This window comes from Ketobacter sp. MCCC 1A13808 (assembly GCF_009746715.1).
In the GTDB taxonomy this organism is placed as follows: Bacteria; Pseudomonadota; Gammaproteobacteria; order Pseudomonadales; family Ketobacteraceae; genus Ketobacter.
Window position 1 is genome coordinate 456,527 of sequence record NZ_VRKW01000003.1, and the last position, 22,209, is coordinate 478,735.

Here is a 22,209-nt window from a genome sequence, read left to right on the forward strand (position 1 = left end):
GCATTCTAAATATAATTTAATTTTAGCTGCCACCAAACTTGACATCTTTCTCTCTAAGTACCGGCAATAAACCTGAACCCTCATCAAGGGAAGCTATCGCTATTTCAAGCACACCACCTCTTTTTGACGCTTCTGATTCGAATATCAAGCTAGAACCACATACGTCACACAATTTTCGAACGGTTCCATTATGTGCCGTATAACTCTTTAACTTACCGTGGCCAGACGCCCATTCAAAATTCTCGGCTCTGACTTCACCAAATGTAGCGAAAGCAGAACCATGAAATTTTCTGCACATTGAACAGTGACAATGTGCCATGTCCTTTTCAAAACTCGTAACCTTGTATTTAATCTGTCCACAAAGGCAACTACCGAAATAAGCCACAAGCACATCCCCCCATTTCAGGCGTCAATACGAAAACATAAGGTCCACGATGCACCGGTTTGTTATCTGGTTGTCACCTCAACATCGAATTTCAATCGTACACCTGGAAGAAAGAAGGCGAGCCCTACAAGAAAGCCAATAAAGATTTCAGCCAATTCCCAATTATTCATTGTTACCGCCATCTGTCCATAATACTCAGTGGACTGACCACGAAATACGAGGTTTATTGATATAGCCCAAAAGGCGTACCAAATAGATAGCTTGTTAGTGTTTCGGGGCAATGACAACTCGCTTTAGCACTTCTTGACTTGTTGTTACCACCGCAAAGAAAGAACGCGAATAGGCCTTTCTGTACCTGGAAAAACCTCTGTGCGGTGCCGCCACGACTGGCAGAGATCTTCAGTTTCCCACCTGGGCGAAGCCGACAATTATCGGCAAGCGGCACAACACAAATAGAGATGCCGGCAAATATTCAAAAGCCGGCTTGCCGATGCCATATAGTGGGGCCTCGATTTCACGCTGCTAATTTTTACCACACCGCGTGCCGGAACCACCGTTTAATGCGCCGAACTTTCCGAAAACCAAAACCCAAAATGCCACTGCTGTAAAAAACACTAACGCCTCAAGAACCGGCGCAGTTTATTGCGTTCGGTTTCTTGACTTGTTAAAAGTTGATTGCTCCAAACGTTCAGCAAGCCATACCTTGATAATGGACTGGCGCGTGACACCTAGACGTGAAGCTTCCTTGTCGAGGGACTCAATCATCCAGGTTGGAAAATCAACGTTGACTCGCTTCTGAGTTAGATTGGGGCGTTTAATTGTTGATAGATCAAGTTCATCGACGATATCCGATTGGTTGTCGTCGAATTTCTTATCCAGTGATTTAGCTTTCATACAGTGCCACCTCAGCTTCCCGGGACCGCCTGACAGATATAATCCGAACCTTATCCTCACGGTGGGTAATAATGGCAGACCAATGCTTCCCGCCGATCATGCCGACCACCAAGGCCCTGGGCTCGTCCAGTGACTTAGCCATAATTTCAATAAAATCAGGGTCTTGCCAGACAGCCTGGGCTTGAATAAAGTCAATCCCATGCTTTTTCTGGTTAGATTCACTCTTCTTTGGGTCAAATTCAAAAGAATACATAGGTATAAAAAATATACCTTTATGGAGGGGCAGGCAATATATAATTTTAGACTTTTAACGCTCAGGTCACTGACCCAAACTGCGGGGTGTGATTTTGTGGTAACGTGAGCGTAGCGAACCACAAATCTGCGCCCCGCAGTTTGCGTCCACGTGCAACGCATTGTTAGTTGCTATTTACAGTAAAGAACTGATTAAGCAGCTTTGAAATTACGATCCCCAGTATATTTAGTGCAGTCAAAATTGCGCCAGCTACCAATAGCAGAACGACTGATTCACCCGATTTTGGGCCACCTAGCCACCATATCTCCATTATAGAATCAATAGACAATAAAAAAGTGTATGCAACCCCAAAACACAATGCATTCAGTACTCTTGCTTTAACAAAAAACGGATATGCAAAAACAAGAACCATTAGCGCCATACTAGCGTAACTGTGATCATTAGGGATCGCTAATCTGAGTACGGTTACCGTGAGCACGCACAAGAATAGCAATCCAGCGGAATAGATAGTTAATCCCTTAATCATGGTCTTACCTCTAAAAATATATTTCCCGGCGAAGCCTTGATCGCAATTTTCAACAGGTCAGTTCTGGAGTTTCCTGAAAGTCCCCCTCCGACATCTATGCAACCAGCAGATCCCGAATAACTCCCTCCGTGGAGAAAAAAGCCATCACGTCCATGAGTGTTAGTTGTGGATAGCGGTTGCAGCCTAACTCGAAAGTCACCCCAATCCCCGGGAGAATCTGGTCTATAATTCCGAGCAACATCACCAATTAAATTAGGATCACTCAAATCTTTCGGATCTATAAAATACATCCCAATAGGAATCGGCCCTTCAAATGGTGCTAATAAGCAGCTTTTTGAGCCGCTATTCTCGCACGCTCCACGTCCACTTGTAGCTGGCAAAGTAAAAGCTATAGATGATGTTGCCACCATTATTTTTTCTGAAGATAAGTCAAAAATAATTTCCATATTGATAAAACTTTCATGCTATGTTCTACGCGGGCAATTAACGCTCACATCCTGGGCAAAGTGTACCAGAGCTGAAAACCGGGTAAAATGAGCGCAGCGATACCGGGTTTTCGGCGGCGGGAAACTTTGTCCCACGCATGTGCTTGTTAGCGAACCCGCCATGGCACTTCAAATATGCTTTCCCAATTTGTCGGGTCTGAAACATTTGAATCATCATCTGGAATTGCATTTCCAACGAGGTCTGAGTACAACGCAGCGATTGATATTAATCGCTTGATCGCTGCATATACATCATCAAAGTGGATAGTATATTTCTTGTTCTTTGCCCTATTCTGATGTGCAACGAATCTATTTGTTATCCCATTCATCCGCTCTGATATGAGCTTTATTTCATCCAGATGGGCAGATGGAATCTTCTTAGGTAAGTAGTCTAGCTTTTCTGAGATATTCTTAGTCCAGTTTTCCTCGGCCAAGCATCTAAAATGGCTCGGATATCTACGTATATATGTTTCTCTTCTAATACATCTATTGTTTGCCTGTATATCACCGACCAGTCTTCGAACGCTATATACCCTTGGATCATTGTCGGTCAACTTTCTTAGGGCTAGCAGTATTGAGATGGCATAATTATCTGAGCACCAATTGTGGAATGTAGCTGGCCTGCCAGCGTCTAAATGGGGCTTAATTATATCAAAATATGATTCTGCCACGAGCTTGTTGAACTTATAGGGAATCAATATTTCCTCTTCGATTTTACAGCACCACCTCCTCCACGTTACAAGTTTACTCATTTATACTTTTCTCATATTGCTTACGTCCCAGCGACCGAAGGGAACGATTGATTCGGTTTGTTATGAGTTTTCACTCGCATTTGTACTTTGATTTAAGCTCATTGTATATTGTATCGATTGCTTGTTCAGCGGTAATTACTAAACCAGAATGTGCATTGTTTAGGTAGTTCAATAGTTCTCTGGAGCCAAATGTTTTTGGTGCCCCGCAGAAATTTCCTGTTCCGGTTTCCTGAAATTTAGATAATATATATGCAACTCCTGAAACCCATTGAAGCGTTTGATAGAAGTCACTGGTTTCCAGTTTGAAGTTTACCTCGGGGACCCAAGCTTCATCGGTTGCATACGAACTTAGGGAAACCACTAAAAATAAAATGGGTAGGATTCTCATAGCTACTTAGGGCTCATACGCCGTGGTCAGTGGGCCAGTGTAGTGGAGCTATTTTTATGGTAAAAAGAGCGAAGCGATACCGTAAAAATGTCGGAGCGTAATTGGGTCCACTGCACCACCTGTTAAGATTTGGTTTACTCAACGCCTACACCCCATAACTGTAACTTAATATTGCACCTATCCTGAAGCGCTCTTAGCCTAACTGAATCTACCCATATATCATCGGCATCGTCATCTGGCGTGGTTAGCAATAAAAGTCGAGTTTTTTGCTCAGTTAAATTACATGTATCAATAAAGAAGTAACTAATAAACTCAACTACTGCTTTGAATACCGTGATAGAGTCATTTGGAACCCACCCTGAGCAAGTTTGAGATATTTTAAGCCTATCGGTCTTTAGGTGGTAGCCTGTGCTACTTTCATGCTCATCTGATTCGACTAGCCAATTCATTCGGTATAATTTAGGATGAACGATTGAGTTTCTAAGAGATATTAGCTCGGCTACATTCTGGCAATGATAATCCCCACGATTCAGAGATTTACTGCCAGCGGTCTTTACTAGAAGGTATGTATCAAATTTCGCAAAAATTGAAAGTTTATCTAGCTCATCTCCTAGCTTCTTGTTCAAGTTAAGATCGAAAATACAACAATTCGCAGCAGCTTCGATTAACAATATCGATTGCAAAATAGCTGATATCTCTGACCTTTTTTCCTCAAATATGCACTCATAGACCAACTCCGCAGTTGGTTCAAAGAGTTCAAAAAATCCCGTATGGTGTCTCGTAATTTCTTTCATCTTGACGCCAAGTTCAGTGGTGACCGGAACGGAGTGCTGGCTTGCGCAAGAAAGCGCGGAGTGTAGAGCATCCACTGCAACGTCTGGTTATGTTTCTTTGCTTCTGTGTGCAACTTTGTGCGCATGTTGCTCCCAATTCTTGCCGTCGAACTCGGTAATGGTTACGGATTCTGGCTCAGTGTCAAGACAATGCACATTGATATCAATACCGTCTGGATTAGACCGCGGCGTGTAGAAAGGCTTGATGCCACAGACTTTGCAGAAGGTATGTTTGGCGACCCCCGTATTGAAAGTATATGTCGAAAGCGATTCAGAGCCAGTCAGCAGCCGGAATTTACTCAGGGGCAATATCAGATGCAAAAAGCCCGACTTCTTGCATACCGAACAGTTGCAGTAATCTGCCTCAATTTGAGCAGGTGCATCGATCCCAAATTTGACAGCGCCACAATGGCAACTACCTTCGTAAATCACCGGACTCTCCTAAAGAATACATAACCAGGCTGTAGAAAATTACACTTTAGTCACTGATATCATCCCCCAAATAAAAATCTGAGAAATTGTCTTCAGGGATCGAATGAATTATAAATTCAGCCTATAAAAATACTGATATTATCTAAAAATCAGCACCAGGGCCGAATATACCGGTCTAAGTGCTGCTTTCACCCATAGCGCCACATCTTCTCTATATTACGCACCATGCAGTACATTAACCATTGTGCCGTTGCCTTGGCTTCACCACGCAATGTGATTTTATTTAAACCCTTGTTGCTGGTGATATTCGCAAACACAGGCTCAATCGTCCACATGCGTCTTGCGTAGGCTTTCTTACCTTCCTCGCAGTCTATCTTTTGTTTCATCAGATCCAGATAACTACTTTTCGACTTTCCATTTATCAGAAAGGAGACTTGTCTGCCTTGCTCTTTGATTGGCTTTTTCATGCACTGTGTTTGCAATGCGCAATGCCGGCAATCATTAATTCGACCTCGAAAGCGAATGTAGTTACCTCGCGGACTTTCAAATTCATCACCTAAATAGAGGAGCTCCTTGCCCGCCGGACAAACACAGGTCTTGCTGTCCATATTCACTTTGAATTCACTAGCCGGAATCGTGGCTGCCCGTGTTCGTTTGTCTTTTCGTGTTTCTTGTCGGTTCTTCTTTTGTTCCAGATACGTTTCCGACTCCGCAAAACGAGGATCTCTTTGCCTAAAATTCGTATCTGGAACAATCGCATTGATCCCGTCTTCGAATAGATATTCCATATTCGTTTCACTGGAATATCCCGTGTCCGCTGTTAACAATGCGCCGCTAGTGAACACGTCTTCTGACAAGTTTCGCTTAATTCCCTCAACCATTTCTTTCAATAAAGAGTGATCCGGGCCAACGCCGACTGCTTTTGCTTCTACCACAATTTGATAAAGCTCATCCGCAGCGGCCTGGCAATTAAACCCTTGTATCGTACCTTTAGAACAGGTCATCTTCGTGCTTTCATTATCAGTCACATTGCTTTTGACCTCTTTCGGGCGACGACCTGTTCCCATCTTCATTTCACTGACGCCCAAGAACTCATCAATCTTATTAGCGCTTTTAATGAGGGTATCAATGGTCTTAAGCTCGCGCTCTTTATCACCTTTACTTTTGTCACTGTCGTTGGCTTTATGGCGCTCGATGGTTCGCTCTGCGGATTGCCTGAGTTTGGCTGATTTCTTACGAAGATCACTGTGCGATCCGCTCCAAGCCTTTGATGCATCCGATGGAAGCTTGCAGCCATCAATGGCAAAATGCTCTCTTCCAACCAAGCCACACTGACAACAGATCATCAAAATTTTATGGAATAACGTCTTCATCTCTGCACAGTGACCACTGACAAAATCGGCAATGGTGGTGAAATGAGGTTGCCTACCCGCTGCAAGCGCCATGAACTTCAGGTCTGTTTTGCAGAGCCTTTCTATCGAGCGACTGGATGTCACTCCGCGATAGTAGGCGTAGAAGATCACTCGCAACAATAATTCAGGTGGGTAAGCCTTGCGACCTACGTTACTATTTTTGTAACGCTGATGAAATTCGGCTAGATCCAGTGTTTCTGTGAGTAACTTATAGAGGCTATATTCGAAAGTATTGTGACCCAGCACATCAAGATAGTTTATATCGAGAAATACGCTTTGATTTAGATTGTCGGTCAGATAATTGGGCATTCGAGAATCCGATAAACTGTTTATACGGCTATTTTAATGAAACTGGCCTGTGAAATCCCGCAGTAATCTAATTTTCTACAGCTTGAACGCCGCATTCACCGGCTTGTCCGGTGCAATGTTTTGTTAGCGCCTTACTCGTTATGAGCCCGGAAAATAGAATCAGCAAGCCTTGTGCCTGTTGATACCAGTTTTGACAATACCCTCAACTGCTCCTTACACGTATTTTTTTCTGTGGGATGTGGATAATTTATAGTGTGATCAATTTCTCCCCAAATCTCTTCAAACAAAGTCCTTACCTGAATCTCACAACATATATTAGAGCCCTCTTTAGGCATCACTACGTAATGAATGCTTGTGTAATAAGAGTCTTTAATTTTTGGCTCCAACCCCAGCTCTTTGAAATAGCTACTTGATTCAGGGTCCCATGAGTAAGCGACGGGAGTTTCACGAAAAAACCAATCTCCACTATTCACTTGCTGCTTTATCAGTTCATGTATTTTCGAAAACTGATCTTGATAAAGATGCAAAACCCTTACTCCGGCCAAGTCTGTTACTCGCTCAAAGAGGTTTTCGGGAGTTAGCGGGTCATTTTCATCCCACTTTCTTTCAACTTTATCCTTTAAATGATCAATATCTTTTAAGCGATTTTTAATAGTGTAAATGATTGGATTTCCGTATTTGTTTAGTTCCGGCTCCAGCCTAAACGTATCTACCACAGCATTCATAAAACGCTCAAATAGGTGCTTTTCATCAACGTAGGGCTGCACAATATCGTCTACTATATGGTTGTCCATTTCTCACCCCAATAACTCAATACGAGAGAGAAGATCCTCACAAAACTCAATATAGCTTCGTCTCGTTTCTCTATATTTGTTGCCTGCGCCACGCAACGTGTTTATGTGCTCCTTCTCCAAGTTTGGCAAGTCCGGAACTTTCCACATTGGATTGTTATAATGCTGTGCCATAGATGGGAATGTATTATGCGTGTGCATAACTGAAGTCCCACCTATTGGTGCAGCCAATAATTCAGGGGTCAAATGGGATCTAATGTCTTCTTGAATATTTTCTTCAATGATGGCAGGTATTTGGTTTGCGTAATTTAAGTGGGCATGAGCGAGATCCCATTTATTATTTAGTCCACCATATCTTTTGGCGTTATAAATGGTATACCCAAGGAAGGTAACAAAACTTTCAGGGAAAGCATGTCTTTTTTCATCGGAAATAAGCTTATAGACAATATTAAACTCATCTTTCCAGGAAGACAGCGCTTTACCGATGTTCTTTATTCCATATAGGCTGAACAAGTCTGGTGAAGCTGGAACAAAAAAGCCATCTACGGTTGAAATAATAACTTTGTTAAGCGAACCTAAACTTGGAGACGTGTCTATTACCACATAATCATAACTGTATAGTTCTGAATATTTTTCAGATAGCTCCCTAATCTTAGTTATGGTTCTAATTGCGAGAGGCTCACCTCTGTAGATATCTGTCCAACGGCTTGCAACTTTCTCCTCGTACAGATGTAATGTCAGCCTTCCAGGAATAATATCCAAATTTTTAGCTAGGTTGGCAGGGGGAGGAAGGCGGTCATGGTCGCCAGTACCCTCTTCGGTTGGCTTTAACAAGAAGTGCAAGCTTCTTGGTTTTGATATTATTTTTTCATATTCATCATCGTTACATTTCTTCTTGGATGATTCATAGCCTTCATCTATGAATCCGTCCTCTTCGGCCCAAAGGTCGTGAATATATTCTTGGTTCAAAGAATATATAGTGAGATTACATTGAGGGTCGGCATCAATAATTAGTACTTTTTTCCCCATTTCAGCCAACGCTTGTGAAACGTGGTAGGTTAGAGTAGTTTTCCCCACACCTCCCTTATTATTGAACACCGAAATTATTTTCACTGCTAATTTCCTCTAAATTTATTATCCATTGTTGCCAATAACTGGCGTTTGAGGTTGATACTCGCCTAGTGTGCTAACGCCTCAAACACCGGCGCAGCTTTGCTGCGTCCGAGTGCTTTGATTTGTTAGGCTAATCGCGATCTCTGTTTTCACGTAAATTCAGTGCTCTAACTAGCCCTTCATGGACTCGATACTCATCTGAATCCAAAAATCCCTGTGCAGGGTAAAAGCACTTAAAGCGCCATTCTTTCGATTCACCGAGTTTAAAGCCTACTATCGAATTATCGAAGAGAAACCTAATGTGGGATAAGACTTCGCTTTTATTTGCATCGATATTTAGATTTTCTAACTCTCGGGCGAGATCATCACTAGTAAAATTTGTAGAAGCATTATTCTGAATTGCATTGAAAAGCTGAACAATAACAGGTTTTTGAACTCCCCATTCATCCAATATTTCTTGCTTAAGCCAATCTGAATATCCTGGCTCTGCTGAATATATTGATTCAGCCTCGAGTTTTTCAAAAGTTAATTTTCCATCTGCAAACGGATCGTCAGCCTTTTCCCTCATTGTTTGAATTATTTTCCCCATAATAGAGATTAAATCCCTTGGTCTCATCATGGTTCGCTTCAACAGATAATTAAAAGGTCTTGTTCTTTGTCTCATTTCCTTCTTATCGAACATCGAATCAAGATCTTCAACCATATCCACACCACTACTTGTGGCATAGTAGTTAATACGCCGCAGCATAAGGTTTGCTAATGATGGCTTTGCCCAATGGAGCAATGCTCCACAGTCCTCTCTAAGTTTATTCGCATCATTAATGCTTAATACATCAAATATATCTTCTCGTAAGAAAACTATAGGTCTTATAAGTCCATTGTATTGTGCAGTGATAGAGTCGCTTGCCGATACTAGACCAGCTATAACTCGCTTAGAAGAATCATAAGACACATCATCCCAGGCCTCGTCTACACGATCAAAGCAAATATAAATATTTGGGCAATCAGATACTATGTTCGTTAATACTGCATCCAAATACCTGATTAGATTTTCTATATTTTCTGATAGGTGCTGCTGGAGAGATCTATCTTTCTTAACATCATCAAAAGATACATTGCCACCACTAACATTAATCGAATCCAGGCCACCATCCTCTAGATCTAGCCCACCTTTTGGTAGAGAAATACCAGAAAGTGACAGTAGCTTTCTGCCAACAAGCTGTGATATTGATGGAACAGGTGAATCAAATAGTTTTTCCAGTAGCTTATTTGCATTTTCAAGCTGCTCAGGAACTTTCTTGCCGTGTTGGATAAACCACTCTCTGAATGCCTTGATACATTCAATTAATATTACAAATCTCCAGGACTGCTTATATGCTAAAGATTGAGCTTTATTTTCATCAACTAATAAGGCATGAACATTCCAATTGTAATCCTCAAAGGACAGGGGAATTAGCATGTCATCTTCACCTATGAATTTATTTTTATTGTCTGATAGGTGTTTAAAAACCGCCGTCTTTCCTGCGCCTTTTCTTCCTAACACTAAGAATGAAGAGGGACTTTCTATTACGCTTTTTAAAACACCATTATCAAAAAAGTATTCTGACAGCAAGTCATCTCGTTCTGCTGATACCTTACCTACATCAACCCAATCTAGTATATTCATCAATTTTCCTTCTAGATCTTTACTGAAAGATTCAGATTAAAACGTGAGCCTAACGTTTCAAGCACTGGCGGCGAAACCGCGCAGCGGTTTTGGCGTCCATGTGGCTTGACTTGTTAAGCATTTCGCGGTTCCTGCACTAAGTCGTAATGTAACGCCTGCGCACTGAGCCATGAATCTGGAAACTCTGCTTTGTGGTAAACAACTTCCTTGATCGCAAACTGCACCTGTTTGGCACAAACCACGGGATGAACTTCTCCTACTCCAGTTCCCAAGCCAGGAACTGCTACAGTCTCGATCATCTCAGAAACGGGAACACCACCATACTCGCCGTGGGCAATAAGAATCAAAATGGCTCGCATTGCCAAGTATGGATTTGCGGAATTGTGCAGTGTTTGTGGTACTCGCATAGTCGGTGCTGAAATTAGATAGGGAATCAAATTGTTTTCAGTTTCCACTAATTGAGCTTGCCCCACCAAAAGCTGGCCTCGATGGTCCGTCTTAATGACAGTTTGTAGACGCTCCTGGACACCCCAACCAAAATGTTTGCTGTAAACCATATCAATTCCGCCATCCATATAGCCGTAACTATTGGCCGGACTTACAACAGCGTCGCACGCAACATCCAGAATTGAGCCCCGATATACCTCGACACAATCCAGATTTCCACAAAATTTATTCCATGCATCTTCAAGAGCATCATCAAAAGCTGTAAGAATAATTTTCAAAGTGATCTCTCCAGATGTTTAACATTATATTCAACCCCCAAAATCCCCATATCCACCCAATAACCCCAATACAAAACACCCAGACCACAATTAAACGCAGCATTAAACCACATCAATTAGCGACCCGAATCGATCTATCCATTTTCAATGTAATAACTAAAGATTCAACAAACCACCGTGATCCCCTAGAAGTAGAAAACGGCTGGACAACACTTACTCAGCGCATTAAATAATAGCCACAATGGCGCCAGTTGAAAACCATAAATGTTCGTTAAATCAGTCTGGTTAACTCGATGTCGGGTCGATGGCTCGAATCACCGCTGCCGCAACAAGCGCGATGGTTGCCACCATATCAGCGAAGATAACTTTTTGAATGAATTCATTATATCCGCCGACCGACCACGCGATGGCAATGAAGGACACCACGCTGATCAGACCGGCCACCATGGCCAGGGTTTGTAGTGATGGCTGGAATGCGGCGTAGAGCAGGAACAGGCCAAGAATGCCGAACAAGATGGCGCGGTGGCGCATCAATATGTCGATATTGGGCTCTGCCAGGGAAATTCCATATAACGCAGACAGCCGTTCCGCACCCAGCACACCGGGAACGGGTAATAGGTGAATGATCCCTGCTAGCACCAGCAGGGCCGTGATTAGCTTTTCCATTGTGGATTCTCCTCTGTATTTCAACCGAATATAGCGAACGCCGGGCGCGCAGCCAATTACCTCTTACGCGTCCTATTCGGGGGAGGCGGACCAATAGGTAATTTTCACAGTTTGCGTTGCGCTTTCCGGTGCAACTTTTTCGGTGTGGGTTTCGTATATCTATTTGAAACCATTTAATTCGCCGAGGATGCCTTCATGAAATCATTACTTGTTGTACTCGCTTTGCTGTGTGCCCAGTGGGCCAGCGCCGCCATTATTGAAATCGACAGTCTGGATTGGAAGCTGAAAAAGGAGAATGACGATATACGGGTGTTGACCGCCACGGTGCCGGAGTCGGAGCATCGGGCCTATCTGGCAGTTACCGTAGTCGATGCCCATGTTGATGATCTGGTGGCGATCATCAGAAACCCGCAAACCTGCGCCAAATGGGTTTATCGGTGCGGTCAGTCTTATCGCGTTTCCCGGGAAACCCCGAATGTGGATCTGGTTTATACCTCAAGTGATATGCCGTTCCCCGTGAAAGATCGGGACACCCTGGCGCGGATAACCTGGAATCAGGACCCGGAAACCAAAGTGATTCACGCTGTGGGTGTCGCCACTCGCGACATTCTTGCGCCCAAGGATAAGCACATCCGTATTGAGGAGGCCACGGTGATTTGGGAGTTAACCCCGCTGGACGACGGTAAAACCCGAGTGCGTACGTTTGGCCACGCTGATCCCGGTGGCGAATTGCCAACCTGGCTAACCAACCAGTTGTCCACAGAAGTGCCGGTGAAAACCTTGAACGGATTGAAAAAGCTGGTGGCGTCGAACCGGTTTTGAGTTAGGGGGCTAATCGTGAACTTTCAGTTCCCGATTAGCCGGTATTAAATGGAAGTCAGACAAATATGAGATAAAAGCCACTCCAGCCACAGCAGCACCGTGAATTCGGAAAATGGTATTGCCGCACAAATTTGGACATTGCGCCCCACGCTGAACCCCATAATCCCGATTGATCCGGCCCTGAAAGTAGGCCGTATGGTCAACTGCTGGAAAGTGTCCTCTCCACCCCGGTTAATAATGAGCTGAACTCGCTAATATGACTGCCGGGAATTAGCTCGGTAACTTTACTGATAATCTGCAAAGTCTTTCATAGATTTGGCATTCAAACGAGATTTCCTCACGTTGCTTTACACCCCAAAGCCACTTGCCGGCTGTAGTCACTATTTGATACGAGCGCGTCGCGCCTGGTGAGTACCCGGCCTATAAAAAGGACCCTTATAATGAAACACCCCAAGGATACAAGAACGTTGTTCTCTTTAAGTGCTATCTCCGGTGCGTTGCTCGCCCTGAGTGTCGGCGCCGTTCAGGCCGATTCCGTAACGACACAAAACACAATTTCAGGAATCGATGTGAATAGTCTGGTCGCATTCAACAGCGGAGGCAACGATTGTCGGCCCTGGCAGGATTGTGATGACGATGACGGCGGTGTCATCGTTACCCCGCCCGAAGGCGATGATTCTGCCTTGCCGGCAGTGAGCAGTGTGGAAGCCGCCGGGCCTTATACGCCCACCATAGATAAAAACGTTGGTTCCAGCCGGGAAGGGTGGGTGGCCTACCCGCAAAACATCGGACAAGATGGCGTTAAGCATCCGGTTCTTATTTGGGGGCCGGGTGGCGGTACGGGGCCGGCGGAATACGATTGGTTTCTGAATAGATTGGCGTCTCACGGGTTTATTGTTTATTCAGAAGTGTCCACCGGCAACGGTACAGAAATGAAATCCGCTATTACCTGGCTTCAGCAGCAGAACGACAATCCCTCAAGCCCGTTGTATCAAAATATCAACGTGAGCCGTATTGCTGCCGGGGGCCATTCGATGGGGTCGATTACCACCTTTGCGATGGCGGATGATCCGCGCCTGACTACCACCATTCATGTTGCAGGCGGCTCGTTCGATGGCAATGGGTCCGACAGTCTGCGCAATCCAACGTTGTATATCGGGGGCACGGAAGATTTCGCGACTTCAAACACCACCCGCGACTATCAGAATACAGACAGCGTGCCGGTGTTTTTTACCATTCTGGACGATACCGATCACATAGCCGCAACCCGCAATGGTATGCCGCTGATTACGGCGTGGCTGCGTTGGCACCTGGCCGGAGAAGTCGAGCGTAAAACGGACTTTATTGCGCCGGACTGCACCTATTGTTCAGGCATTTACGATTCCGAATATAAAAATTGGTAATTCATTTCAATCGGTGAAAGCCGGAGACTAAAGGACTTTAAAATGAAACAGATCAATCTGAATATTGCAAAATTCTCGTTGAGTGCCGTTGCCGCAGCGCTGCTGGCGTTGAGTGTAGGTTCTGTGCAGGCGGGCTCGGCTGCATCACAACAAACAGTGGCCGGAGTAAATGTGAATGAATTGGTTGCGATCAACGTTGGTGGCGACAATTGTCGCCCTTGGCAGGATTGTGACGACGATGATGGCGGGGTGATCGTTACTCCTCCTGAAGGTGAAGATTCCGATCTTCCCGCTGTGAGCAGTGTGGAGCGCAACGGTCCCTATACGCCCACGATCGACAAAAATGCCGGTTCGGGTCGTCAGGGCTGGGTTGCCTATCCAAGAAACATTGGCCAGGACGGGGTGAAGCATCCGGTGTTGGTTTGGGGGCCAGGTGCCGGAACCGGCCCGGCAGAATACGAGTGGTTTCTTGAGCGCTTGGCGTCACACGGCTTCATTGTTTATTCTGAAGTGTCCACCAGTAGTGGATCAGAATTGAAATCCGCCATCACCTGGCTGCAGCAGCAAAATGAAAATGCGTCCAGCCCGCTTTACCAAAACATCAATGTGAGCCGCATCGCCGCAGGCGGTCATTCAAGAGGTTCCATCTCTACCTTTGCTATGGCAGATGACCCACGCTTAACCACCACAATCCATGTGGCCGGTGGATCCTTTGACGGCAACGGGTCAGACAACCTGCGTAATCCGGCGTTGTATGTAGGCGGTACTGAAGATTTCGCGACTTCCAATGCAACACGGGATTATCAAAACACCGACGTGCCGGTTTTCTTCACTATTCTGGACGACACCGACCACATAACGGCCACCCGCAACGGTATGCCGATTATCACGGCATGGTTGCGCTGGTATCTGGCGGGAGAAGACGAGCGGAAAGCCGACTTTATTGCTCCGAACTGTACTTACTGTTCCGGTATTTACGATTCGGAATATAAAAACTGGTAATACGCAATAGTTTGTAAAAATAAGCAAACCGCAATCCTGCGTGCGTGAGGGTTGCGGTTTTGTTAAAACTAATTATGGTAGGGGCTGCCCTCTTGATGCTATCAAAATTGGGGCTTTTATTCTCACCGGTATTTCGTTGTAAAACTGAGCCGGGTAACCGGATTTAAAGCCGTCACTGTTCCTTTCGTTTTCCTTCCACATACTCGCAATCTACTGAGTTAATCCCTTTCAAACACTTTCCTTTTCCGTGCGGAATGCCGAGCTTGAATGGTCCTTCATATGCAATATCGTTAAACATAAGAACACCATTCCCTTCGGGACTGCCTAAATGCATTTTACCGGCAGTAACGGTTCTGGGATGTAATGAAATTATAGCGCCGCTTCCCTCCAGTGAAGCGTCCACCCAGCGTCCATAAGCTACTTCTTTGTCATCTGTGATCATCACGCCATTGCCGCTAGGTTTGCCATCGACCAAATCACCGACAAATATGGCATCATCATTTATTACTACGGCTTTACCGGTATACCCATTTATTTGTTTGCCGTGGATCAATTTGAATGTTGATTCGGTTTCTGATGAAAAGACTAATGTCGAGCCAGTAGCAAAACAAAAAATAATGAAACATCTGAATAAACCTATCATCGAATACTCTTCCTCTTTGCTTTTTCTGCGGAGCTAACCACGCCTTCCCAAAACCCTTTTTGACCGTTGGAATCAGAAAATGTAAATCGCAATAACTGACTGGCTGCAACTCTTCTCACGGCCTCCAACTCAATTATCTCCATTCGACACAAGGTCCGGTAGAATCCGTCCCAATCGTTGGTTGCGACAGTGGCCAACCCGACGTCTCGATCAAGCCAACCAAAAATATGTGCCACCGCAAGCAAAAAAGCCATTCCGCCTGACTGGTCGATCAAACGGTTAATCCGTTCGACCGCTTCTCGACTTCTCTGGTCGAGCTGTATTGTACTGTCGTACGTCATGTCGATATGTTGAGACATCCATTTGCCCTCCAAGGCAGCCACAGTGATATATAGACATACTGCACGCAAAATACCGACCGGAAATTTAAAGTTGCTTATTTAAAGGAGAGGCTTTCCTGGATTTGGGTTAATGCTTGGTTGCGGGGGGAGGGCCGCATCGTCAGAGTAGGAATTAGAAAATAAAAATCAGCACTAACCCTGTGGGCAAATATTTTTATGTTATTTGCTTCGCATGGGGCGCGAGGCGCCGGTAGGGTCACTACCCGGCACCTTATTCATATAGTCCCTTGCTGTGTGCGTTTAAATATTGAGAGGTAGGCTATTGAACTGCACATTAACTTCATAGGGGTTTGGGTGGTGCCATACAGTAAAATGTGTGTTCCATTATGTCACTACGATCAAGGTGGGTCGTTGTTACGTAGGTTTGAATTAAGTGGGGTGCATCTTCAAATTCAAACTCCATTCGAGCTTCAATTGACCCGTCACTATCATTGTCAATATCAAGATATAGCGGTCTTCCAGTAGCTTCATCATAGATATAGCTGGCGGTGGTGAGGTACTCAGTGGCGAAACCTAAAAAAACCGACTTGGATACAAACCGCTCTTGCTTTATACAATTGCCTTCGTATTCAAAGTCAATGGTATCAGACGTAGCTAAATTTGGATCAACGTTCCCTGATTCGGTCTCAAACTTTGAAATTAAATCGCCATCCCACACTACTGTGTTACGGTCAATCACTTGCCCATCACTATTGGTCCGTTCAAAAAACTCGACGCGTCCCCAGCTGTCGCGATTCAAGCGGACCTCTGCAATCACGGCTGGGTTGGTAGTAATTGCCGGTTCATATTCATTCGTGATTCGGTTAGGTAGTCCGTTCACAAAATCGAGATAAGACACTTTAGTAATAGCCTGAACAGCGCGGTTTTCATCGAGATGATTTGCGGTAATGCTGATAAGCCCTTCAGGCCCATACAGTAATTCGGAAGTTGTTTTTTGTATAACGGGCGGTTGTGTCAGGCTGTAAGAGTTATTAATAGTAGTAGGTTTTCCTTCGGTGTCATAAACAGTACTCTCGTGTACTTCTTTAAAGTTGAAAGCGAAATAGGGTGTGGCTTTCATTGTATGAATGAGCTGATTATCTTCAGCACTATCTCCGGAATATACAGAGTCCAGATTGGTTAGCTTGCCCGTTGCATCATAGGTGAAATTGACGACCTCGTCAGGCGTTCCATTGAAGTCAAAGTCAATAGTGGCGGACTTAAGGCGGTAATTAAGTAAAGTTTGTTTAAAGCCAGGAATATCAGTTGGCGTTGGTGTTTCCACAGGAGGGACATTGTCGGTGGGTGCTTCAGGCTCGGGCTCAGGCTCGGGCTGATCGGTGTCGCGGGGTATTTCATTTGGTGCCGGTGGTGCGGGCTCATCGTTACCGCCCCCCCCTCCACAGGCAGAGATCATAATGGGAAGTAAAAAAAGTAATGAAATCTTTAATAAAGCACTCTTCGAACAAAAATTAACCATTGTACTACCCTTAGCTCGCGCGAATCAAAAATTGAAATGTGTAAAAGAAATAGACGGACATCACCTGTGAATCCCAAAACACCGGAGCTAAAAATTGAGCCGTTCTTGCACAAAGATCTTGGTCATTCATGAAAACCAGTTTTAAATCTGATCTTTCTCCGCTGCTTCACCAGTCTTCAAATGCGGGTGGACTTTGATACAACCACGCAGATAGTCTGAATGGCATTAGATAGGTGTTTTTTATAGATGTATAAAAAAGTAAGCCGCGATCTTGAGCTCGTGAGGTTTGCGGTTTGACATGTTTTTGTGAATTGATAGGGCGCTATTACCGATGGTAAACCCTTGGGCATTTGAAATTGGCCTTTACATAAGCCCAGTGCAGTTAAATATGCTAAGGAAAATGTAGATCCCATAATGTTAATGGCGGTACGATTGCAATTTTGTTTGTAAATTGTTGGGGCGCGATTTAAATGGAAGACCTATCACCATCCGATCTGAAAACAATCCTGCATTCCAAACGTGCAAACATTTATTATCTACAATACTGCAGGGTGTTGGTGAATGGCGGGCGTGTTGAGTATGTCACTGATGAAGGTAAGAAGTCACTGTATTGGAATATTCCTATAGCCAACACCACAACTGTATTATTAGGGACTGGTACATCTGTAACACAGGCTGCTATGCGTGAATTAGCGAAAGCTGGTGTGCTTGTGGGATTTTGTGGTGGAGGTGGTACGCCGTTATTCAGTGCGAATGAAGTGGAGTGTGATGTCCTTTGGTTCTCACCACAAAGTGAGTATAGGCCAACGGAATATCTTCAAAAGTGGGTAAGATTCTGGTTTCAGGATGAAAAGAGACTGCAAGCAGCAAAGGTGTTTCAACTGATCCGGCTTGATCAAATCGAACGACATTGGTTGAGTTCTAAAATGCAGCGAGAGGAGCAGTTCAACCCTAATGTGGATCAGCTTATGGGGTTGGTTTCTGATTGTCGGAGCAGAGTTGAGCATTGTCGGAATGTCAATGAAATAATGGCGCTCGAGGCTAAAACCACGAAGGGGCTATATAAATTAGCCGTGAATGCGGTGAGCTATGGGGAGTTTACCAGGGCAAAGAAAGGCACCGGAACCGACATCGCTAATAGATTTCTAGACCACGGAAATTATCTCACTTATGGGTTGGCCGCCACGGCAGCTTGGGTTTTAGGTTTGCCTCATGGGTTGGCTGTTCTGCATGGTAAAACGCGGCGGGGTGGTCTGGTCTTTGATATAGCTGATTTAGTAAAAGATTCATTGATTTTACCTCAGGCTTTTATTGCGGCCATGGCGGGCGACGAAGCTCAAGATTTCCGGCGAAGATGCATTGAAAATTTTAACCAGTCGGAGGCGCTGGATGTGATGATCGATAGCGTCAAAGCCGTAGCTGATGAGTTTGGTGGGCCCCATTCATGAATGTGCTGATTGTATCCCAGTGCAACAAAAACGCGCTTTCGGAATCCCGTCGAATATTAGATCAGTTTGCTGAGCGTAAAGGTGACAGAACGTGGCAAACAGCCATAACACTGCAAGGCTTGAATACTCTAAGGAAAATGCTCAAGAAATCAGCGCGGCGTAATACAGCAATAGCCTGCCATCGAATTGGTGGAAAGAATCATAGTGAGCTGCTGTGGATTGTCGGAAATATACGAAAATTTAACGAGCTGGGAACAGTCCCAACGAACTTTACGCAACGAAATGTATTGAAAAGTTCCGATGAGAACTCATGGCATCGTGCAGAGGATATTGCATTATTTTCTACAATAGCTGCATTGTTTCATGATTTTGGAAAAGCCAATACCCTGTTCCAGAAAAAGTTAAAGGCGAAAAGAGTACAGCACGAACCATACCGTCACGAATGGGTTAGTTTAAGAATGTTTCAAGCATTCGTGGGTGATTTGGATGATCAGGGGTGGCTAGAAAAACTGAAGCGAGTTACCAAGGAGGACGAGGGTAAGCTTATTGAAACTCTGAGTGCAATTAAGGACCATCCGGATAATCGGCAGCATTATACGAATCCATTTGCCGCATTGCCGTTAGTTGCTCGTGTCGTAGGTTGGCTGATCCTGACACATCATAAGTTGCCTTGCTCTGATCGTAACGATAGCGAAAGCCTGGTTAATTTTAAATTTATAGAAGGCTTTCTACATAAAATAATAGATCCTAGCTGGAATTCTCCTCAGATTACTCAGTACGTTAAAGATGGAAACAAAAAACAGCGCGACGAGCTTGATGCAGTCTGGGTATTTCCTTTAGGTACTCCATTGAGGAGTGAAACATGGTGTAAGAAAGCGCATCGTGTGGCCTCGCGTGCTTTAAATAGATCACAGCTATACAGTCAAAACTGGTTTGATGATATTTTTACATTACATGTCTCACGAATGGTTTTGATGTTGTCAGATCATTATTTCTCTTCGATTCAAGGCAGGGTTGAGTATAGGGATAGTGCCTACAAGCCGATAGCGAATACAGATCGTAAAACGGGTCAGCCCAAGCAGCGTTTGGACGAGCACTTGATTGGTGTCTATCGAAATGCACATAGTCTGTCGCGAATGCTTCCGGCGCTCAGAACACTGCTTCCGGCTATTACACGCCATCCAGGGTTCAAGAGGCGCAGTGCGGATAAGCGTTTTCAATGGCAGGATAAAGCTTTTGATCTGGCTGTAACGCTAAATGAGCGTAGCCATAATCAAGGTTTTTTTGGTGTGAATCTGGCGTCGACAGGGTGCGGAAAGACATTTGCTAATGCGCGAATAATGTATGCACTGGCGGACTCACGTTTGGGTTGTCGATTTTCTGTAGCGTTGGGATTAAGAACCTTAACGCTGCAAACTGGCGATGCATTCCGGGAGAAATTAAAGCTGGATGAAGATGACCTTGCCGTATTGGTTGGATCGGCAGCAGTTCGGGCGTTGCATGAGGAGAATTACAAAGCCTCTGATACAGGATCAGAATCGTCTGCGGAACTTTTGGAAGAGGACTGTTATGTAAGTTATGAGGGTGCGTTATCTGACGGAGCACTAAAGCATTGGCTTGAACAGTCACCAAAATTGAATCGTCTGGTGAGTGCTCCGGTTTTGGTGAGTACCATTGATCATCTTATGCCAGCCACCGAGGGGACCAGGGGCGGAAAGCAAATAGCCCCGATGCTTAGATTATTAAGTTCTGATTTGGTGTTAGATGAGCCGGATGACTTTGGGCTAGACGACATACCTGCATTATGCCGGTTGGTGCATTGGGCCGGATTGCTGGGCGCACGAGTGTTGATGTCATCTGCGACGCTGTCTCCAGGTATCGTAAGTGGACTGTTTACAGCCTATCAGTCCGGTCGTGAAAAGTATCAAGAAGCGTGCGGAGAATTGAATCCTCGAAAGGGTGTATGTTGTGCCTGGTTTGATGAATGGGGTTGTGAAGCAATAGATGCTTCGGATACTGAGGTGTATCTGCATCAGCATAACCAGTTTGTGCAAAAGCGAATTGATAAACTGGAATCAGAAGTTCCGTTGCGAAAGGCCAAGATTCTAACCGTAGATATTAAATCTAAAACCAAGCCCGACATTATAAATGCCGTTAGTGAAAAAATTCATCATGGAGTTGGCAGGCTCCATAAGCTTCATAGTGCTAGGCATCCTGAATTTCCGGGCTTAATAAGTATTGGTTTAGTTCGGATAGCCAATATTAATCCCCTGGTATGTATTGCCCGGAAGCTTCTGACGCTTGAGCCTCCCGAAAATACGATCATTCATTATTGCATTTATCACAGCCAGCACCCGTTGATTGTTAGGTCAGCTTTGGAAAATCAATTGGATCAGGTCTTGAATCGTAAGGATCCGGATAGCCTGTGGAGGCAGTCTATAATATCGAAAGCTTTTGTATCTGACCCAAAAAAAGATCACATATTTGTAGTGTTAGCTTCCCCCGTAGCAGAAGTAGGGAGAGATCATGATTATGACTGGGCTATTGTTGAACCTAGCTCCATGCGCTCACTAGTGCAATTGGCTGGTAGGATTCAGAGACATCGAAGAATTGTATCCAGTCATCCAAACATGTATGTGCTCGAGAAAAATATCAAAGGTTACGGTGACGCTAAAATTGCATTCAACAAGCCAGGATTTGAACATTATGACAGGCCACTTGCCAGTCATAGCTTGTTAGATGCGTTAGAACCAAAACAATACGGTAAAATCGACTCGCAACCTTGCATTAAAGTAAGGAACGAAACATTTCCTCGTGACAATCTAGCGGATCTAGAGCAGCAGGAAATAAAACTGGTATTTAATTCCGATAATCCACGAGAACCCGTTGCACACAAGTGGCTTAAAGACAATGCAACCTACACTTCCGAATTGCAGCAAAAAACCCGGTTCCGAAGCTCCCAGCCCAGTGAAGAATATTATTTTTTGGTTGAAGAAGATCAAAGTGATATAGAGTGCTTTAAATGGCATGAAAATGGAGAATCGAAACCATGTTCGGAATTAATGAATAGGCCGTTAGAGATTAATAATGGAAATAGAATTTGGGGCCATACCAACTATATTGAATTGATGGCGGATCGAGCTGAGCGTTTAAACGAAGATATATCAGAAACCAGCAAAACGTTCGGTGCTTTTTCTTTGTTGAAGTCAGATTCAAACAAACAATGGTGTTATACACCTGAATTGGGTTTCTACAAATTGATTGATTAGGCTGATTTGTTTTCAGGTATTTTTTCAGATTTCACTACCGCACAATTCAAAAGCTTATCCGTACTCCAGCTTTTTGATTCTGCTATTAGCTCCTGTCACTACTCAACAAATTTACTGGGCCCCTTATTTGGA

At 44.4% G+C, this 22,209-nt stretch carries 21 protein-coding genes; 5 read left to right on the forward strand and 16 right to left on the reverse strand.

What is annotated here, in order from left to right; translation table 11 throughout:
- Nucleotides 1–22 precede the first annotated feature (22 nt).
- The 13 genes from FT643_RS08850 to FT643_RS08910 form a co-directional block, all read right to left on the reverse strand.
- Nucleotides 23–385, reverse strand: coding sequence for a GFA family protein (locus tag FT643_RS08850; protein ID WP_198043423.1), 363 nt, complete (start codon nucleotides 383–385; stop codon nucleotides 23–25).
- Between the two features lie 639 nt (nucleotides 386–1,024).
- A complete protein-coding gene (gene brnA / locus FT643_RS08855) occupies nucleotides 1,025–1,279 on the reverse strand; it encodes a type II toxin-antitoxin system BrnA family antitoxin (RefSeq protein WP_156871015.1) in 255 nt (84 codons plus the stop codon).
- Nucleotides 1,269–1,532: a BrnT family toxin gene (locus FT643_RS08860; protein ID WP_156871016.1), complete on the reverse strand. Its 264-nt coding sequence runs from the start codon at nucleotides 1,530–1,532 to the stop codon at nucleotides 1,269–1,271. Before FT643_RS08860 ends, brnA begins: the two co-directional genes overlap by 11 nt.
- A gap of 522 nt (nucleotides 1,533–2,054) precedes the next feature.
- The gene (locus FT643_RS08865) at nucleotides 2,055–2,504 is read right to left on the reverse strand and encodes a DUF2778 domain-containing protein (protein ID WP_156871017.1); all 450 of its coding nucleotides are present in this window, start codon (nucleotides 2,502–2,504) and stop codon (nucleotides 2,055–2,057) included.
- Between the two features lie 146 nt (nucleotides 2,505–2,650).
- A complete protein-coding gene (locus FT643_RS08870) occupies nucleotides 2,651–3,295 on the reverse strand; it encodes an AbiU2 domain-containing protein (protein ID WP_156871018.1) in 645 nt (214 codons plus the stop codon).
- Between the two features lie 522 nt (nucleotides 3,296–3,817).
- Nucleotides 3,818–4,477, reverse strand: a complete 660-nt coding sequence (locus tag FT643_RS08875; protein WP_156871019.1) for a hypothetical protein — start codon at nucleotides 4,475–4,477, stop codon at nucleotides 3,818–3,820.
- Between the two features lie 87 nt (nucleotides 4,478–4,564).
- The gene (locus FT643_RS08880) at nucleotides 4,565–4,948 is read right to left on the reverse strand and encodes a GFA family protein (protein WP_317621978.1); all 384 of its coding nucleotides are present in this window, start codon (nucleotides 4,946–4,948) and stop codon (nucleotides 4,565–4,567) included.
- Between the two features lie 188 nt (nucleotides 4,949–5,136).
- Complete coding sequence (locus FT643_RS08885) at nucleotides 5,137–6,669, reverse strand: IS1182 family transposase (RefSeq protein WP_156871020.1); 1,533 nt, start codon at nucleotides 6,667–6,669, stop codon at nucleotides 5,137–5,139.
- 131 nt (nucleotides 6,670–6,800) lie between these two features.
- Nucleotides 6,801–7,463, reverse strand: coding sequence for a RelA/SpoT domain-containing protein (locus tag FT643_RS08890; protein ID WP_156871021.1), 663 nt, complete (start codon nucleotides 7,461–7,463; stop codon nucleotides 6,801–6,803).
- A 3-nt stretch (nucleotides 7,464–7,466) separates the two neighbouring features.
- Complete coding sequence (locus tag FT643_RS08895; protein ID WP_198043424.1) at nucleotides 7,467–8,573, reverse strand: ParA family protein; 1,107 nt, start codon at nucleotides 8,571–8,573, stop codon at nucleotides 7,467–7,469.
- A gap of 130 nt (nucleotides 8,574–8,703) precedes the next feature.
- On the reverse strand, nucleotides 8,704–10,239 hold the full coding sequence (locus FT643_RS08900) for a P-loop ATPase, Sll1717 family (RefSeq protein ID WP_156871022.1): 1,536 nt from the start codon (nucleotides 10,237–10,239) through the stop codon (nucleotides 8,704–8,706).
- A 113-nt stretch (nucleotides 10,240–10,352) separates the two neighbouring features.
- Nucleotides 10,353–10,964: a macro domain-containing protein gene (locus tag FT643_RS08905; protein ID WP_156871023.1), complete on the reverse strand. Its 612-nt coding sequence runs from the start codon at nucleotides 10,962–10,964 to the stop codon at nucleotides 10,353–10,355.
- Nucleotides 10,965–11,249: 285 nt separating this feature from the next.
- Nucleotides 11,250–11,630: a phosphopantetheine adenylyltransferase gene (locus FT643_RS08910; RefSeq protein ID WP_156871024.1), complete on the reverse strand. Its 381-nt coding sequence runs from the start codon at nucleotides 11,628–11,630 to the stop codon at nucleotides 11,250–11,252.
- A 195-nt stretch (nucleotides 11,631–11,825) separates the two neighbouring features.
- Here FT643_RS08910 and FT643_RS08915 point away from each other — a divergent pair, with 195 nt between their 5' ends.
- The 3 genes from FT643_RS08915 (at nucleotide 11,826) to FT643_RS08925 (ending at nucleotide 14,857) form a co-directional block, all read left to right on the forward strand.
- Complete coding sequence (locus FT643_RS08915) at nucleotides 11,826–12,452, forward strand: START domain-containing protein (RefSeq protein ID WP_156871025.1); 627 nt, start codon at nucleotides 11,826–11,828, stop codon at nucleotides 12,450–12,452.
- Between the two features lie 440 nt (nucleotides 12,453–12,892).
- Nucleotides 12,893–13,855 (forward strand): poly(ethylene terephthalate) hydrolase family protein, encoded by a 963-nt coding sequence (locus FT643_RS08920; protein WP_156871026.1) that lies wholly within the window; start codon nucleotides 12,893–12,895, stop codon nucleotides 13,853–13,855.
- A 42-nt stretch (nucleotides 13,856–13,897) separates the two neighbouring features.
- The gene (locus FT643_RS08925) at nucleotides 13,898–14,857 is read left to right on the forward strand and encodes a poly(ethylene terephthalate) hydrolase family protein (protein ID WP_156871027.1); all 960 of its coding nucleotides are present in this window, start codon (nucleotides 13,898–13,900) and stop codon (nucleotides 14,855–14,857) included.
- A gap of 172 nt (nucleotides 14,858–15,029) precedes the next feature.
- Here the strand turns inward: FT643_RS08925 and FT643_RS08930 are convergent, their stop codons facing one another.
- From FT643_RS08930 to FT643_RS08940, 3 genes are all read right to left on the reverse strand, one after another.
- Nucleotides 15,030–15,500 carry an MORN repeat-containing protein gene (locus tag FT643_RS08930; protein ID WP_156871174.1) on the reverse strand — a complete coding sequence of 157 codons (471 nt, stop codon included), beginning with the start codon at nucleotides 15,498–15,500 and terminating at the stop codon, nucleotides 15,030–15,032.
- A complete protein-coding gene (locus tag FT643_RS08935) occupies nucleotides 15,497–15,859 on the reverse strand; it encodes a hypothetical protein (RefSeq protein ID WP_156871028.1) in 363 nt (120 codons plus the stop codon). The genes FT643_RS08930 and FT643_RS08935 overlap by 4 nt, the downstream gene beginning before the upstream one ends.
- A gap of 322 nt (nucleotides 15,860–16,181) precedes the next feature.
- Nucleotides 16,182–17,360: a hypothetical protein gene (locus tag FT643_RS08940; RefSeq protein ID WP_156871029.1), complete on the reverse strand. Its 1,179-nt coding sequence runs from the start codon at nucleotides 17,358–17,360 to the stop codon at nucleotides 16,182–16,184.
- Nucleotides 17,361–17,830: 470 nt separating this feature from the next.
- Between FT643_RS08940 and cas1f the strand changes: the two genes are divergently transcribed.
- Both cas1f and cas3f read left to right on the forward strand, forming a co-directional pair.
- Entirely contained in the window at nucleotides 17,831–18,808 is a 978-nt protein-coding gene (gene cas1f / locus FT643_RS08945; protein WP_156871030.1) for a type I-F CRISPR-associated endonuclease Cas1f, read from the forward strand.
- Entirely contained in the window at nucleotides 18,805–22,077 is a 3,273-nt protein-coding gene (gene cas3f / locus FT643_RS08950) for a type I-F CRISPR-associated helicase Cas3f (RefSeq protein WP_156871031.1), read from the forward strand. Before cas1f ends, cas3f begins: the two co-directional genes overlap by 4 nt.
- Nucleotides 22,078–22,209: the final 132 nt, after the last annotated feature.

Coding starts and splice junctions, on each gene's coding strand:
- FT643_RS08940 (WP_156871029.1), bottom strand. CDS start 17,360: ATGGTTAATTTTTGTTCGAAGAGTGCTTTATTAAAGATTTCATTACTT.
- FT643_RS08930 (WP_156871174.1), bottom strand. CDS start 15,500: ATGATAGGTTTATTCAGATGTTTCATTATTTTTTGTTTTGCTACTGGC.
- FT643_RS08935 (WP_156871028.1), bottom strand. CDS start 15,859: ATGTCTCAACATATCGACATGACGTACGACAGTACAATACAGCTCGAC.
- FT643_RS08870 (WP_156871018.1), bottom strand. CDS start 3,295: ATGAGTAAACTTGTAACGTGGAGGAGGTGGTGCTGTAAAATCGAAGAG.
- cas3f (WP_156871031.1), top strand. CDS start 18,805: ATGAATGTGCTGATTGTATCCCAGTGCAACAAAAACGCGCTTTCGGAA.
- FT643_RS08885 (WP_156871020.1), bottom strand. CDS start 6,669: ATGCCCAATTATCTGACCGACAATCTAAATCAAAGCGTATTTCTCGAT.
- FT643_RS08890 (WP_156871021.1), bottom strand. CDS start 7,463: ATGGACAACCATATAGTAGACGATATTGTGCAGCCCTACGTTGATGAA.
- brnA (WP_156871015.1), bottom strand. CDS start 1,279: ATGAAAGCTAAATCACTGGATAAGAAATTCGACGACAACCAATCGGAT.
- FT643_RS08925 (WP_156871027.1), top strand. CDS start 13,898: ATGAAACAGATCAATCTGAATATTGCAAAATTCTCGTTGAGTGCCGTT.
- FT643_RS08910 (WP_156871024.1), bottom strand. CDS start 11,630: ATGGAAAAGCTAATCACGGCCCTGCTGGTGCTAGCAGGGATCATTCAC.
- cas1f (WP_156871030.1), top strand. CDS start 17,831: ATGGAAGACCTATCACCATCCGATCTGAAAACAATCCTGCATTCCAAA.
- FT643_RS08915 (WP_156871025.1), top strand. CDS start 11,826: ATGAAATCATTACTTGTTGTACTCGCTTTGCTGTGTGCCCAGTGGGCC.
- FT643_RS08860 (WP_156871016.1), bottom strand. CDS start 1,532: ATGTATTCTTTTGAATTTGACCCAAAGAAGAGTGAATCTAACCAGAAA.
- FT643_RS08920 (WP_156871026.1), top strand. CDS start 12,893: ATGAAACACCCCAAGGATACAAGAACGTTGTTCTCTTTAAGTGCTATC.
- FT643_RS08865 (WP_156871017.1), bottom strand. CDS start 2,504: ATGGAAATTATTTTTGACTTATCTTCAGAAAAAATAATGGTGGCAACA.
- FT643_RS08900 (WP_156871022.1), bottom strand. CDS start 10,239: ATGAATATACTAGATTGGGTTGATGTAGGTAAGGTATCAGCAGAACGA.
- FT643_RS08875 (WP_156871019.1), bottom strand. CDS start 4,477: ATGAAAGAAATTACGAGACACCATACGGGATTTTTTGAACTCTTTGAA.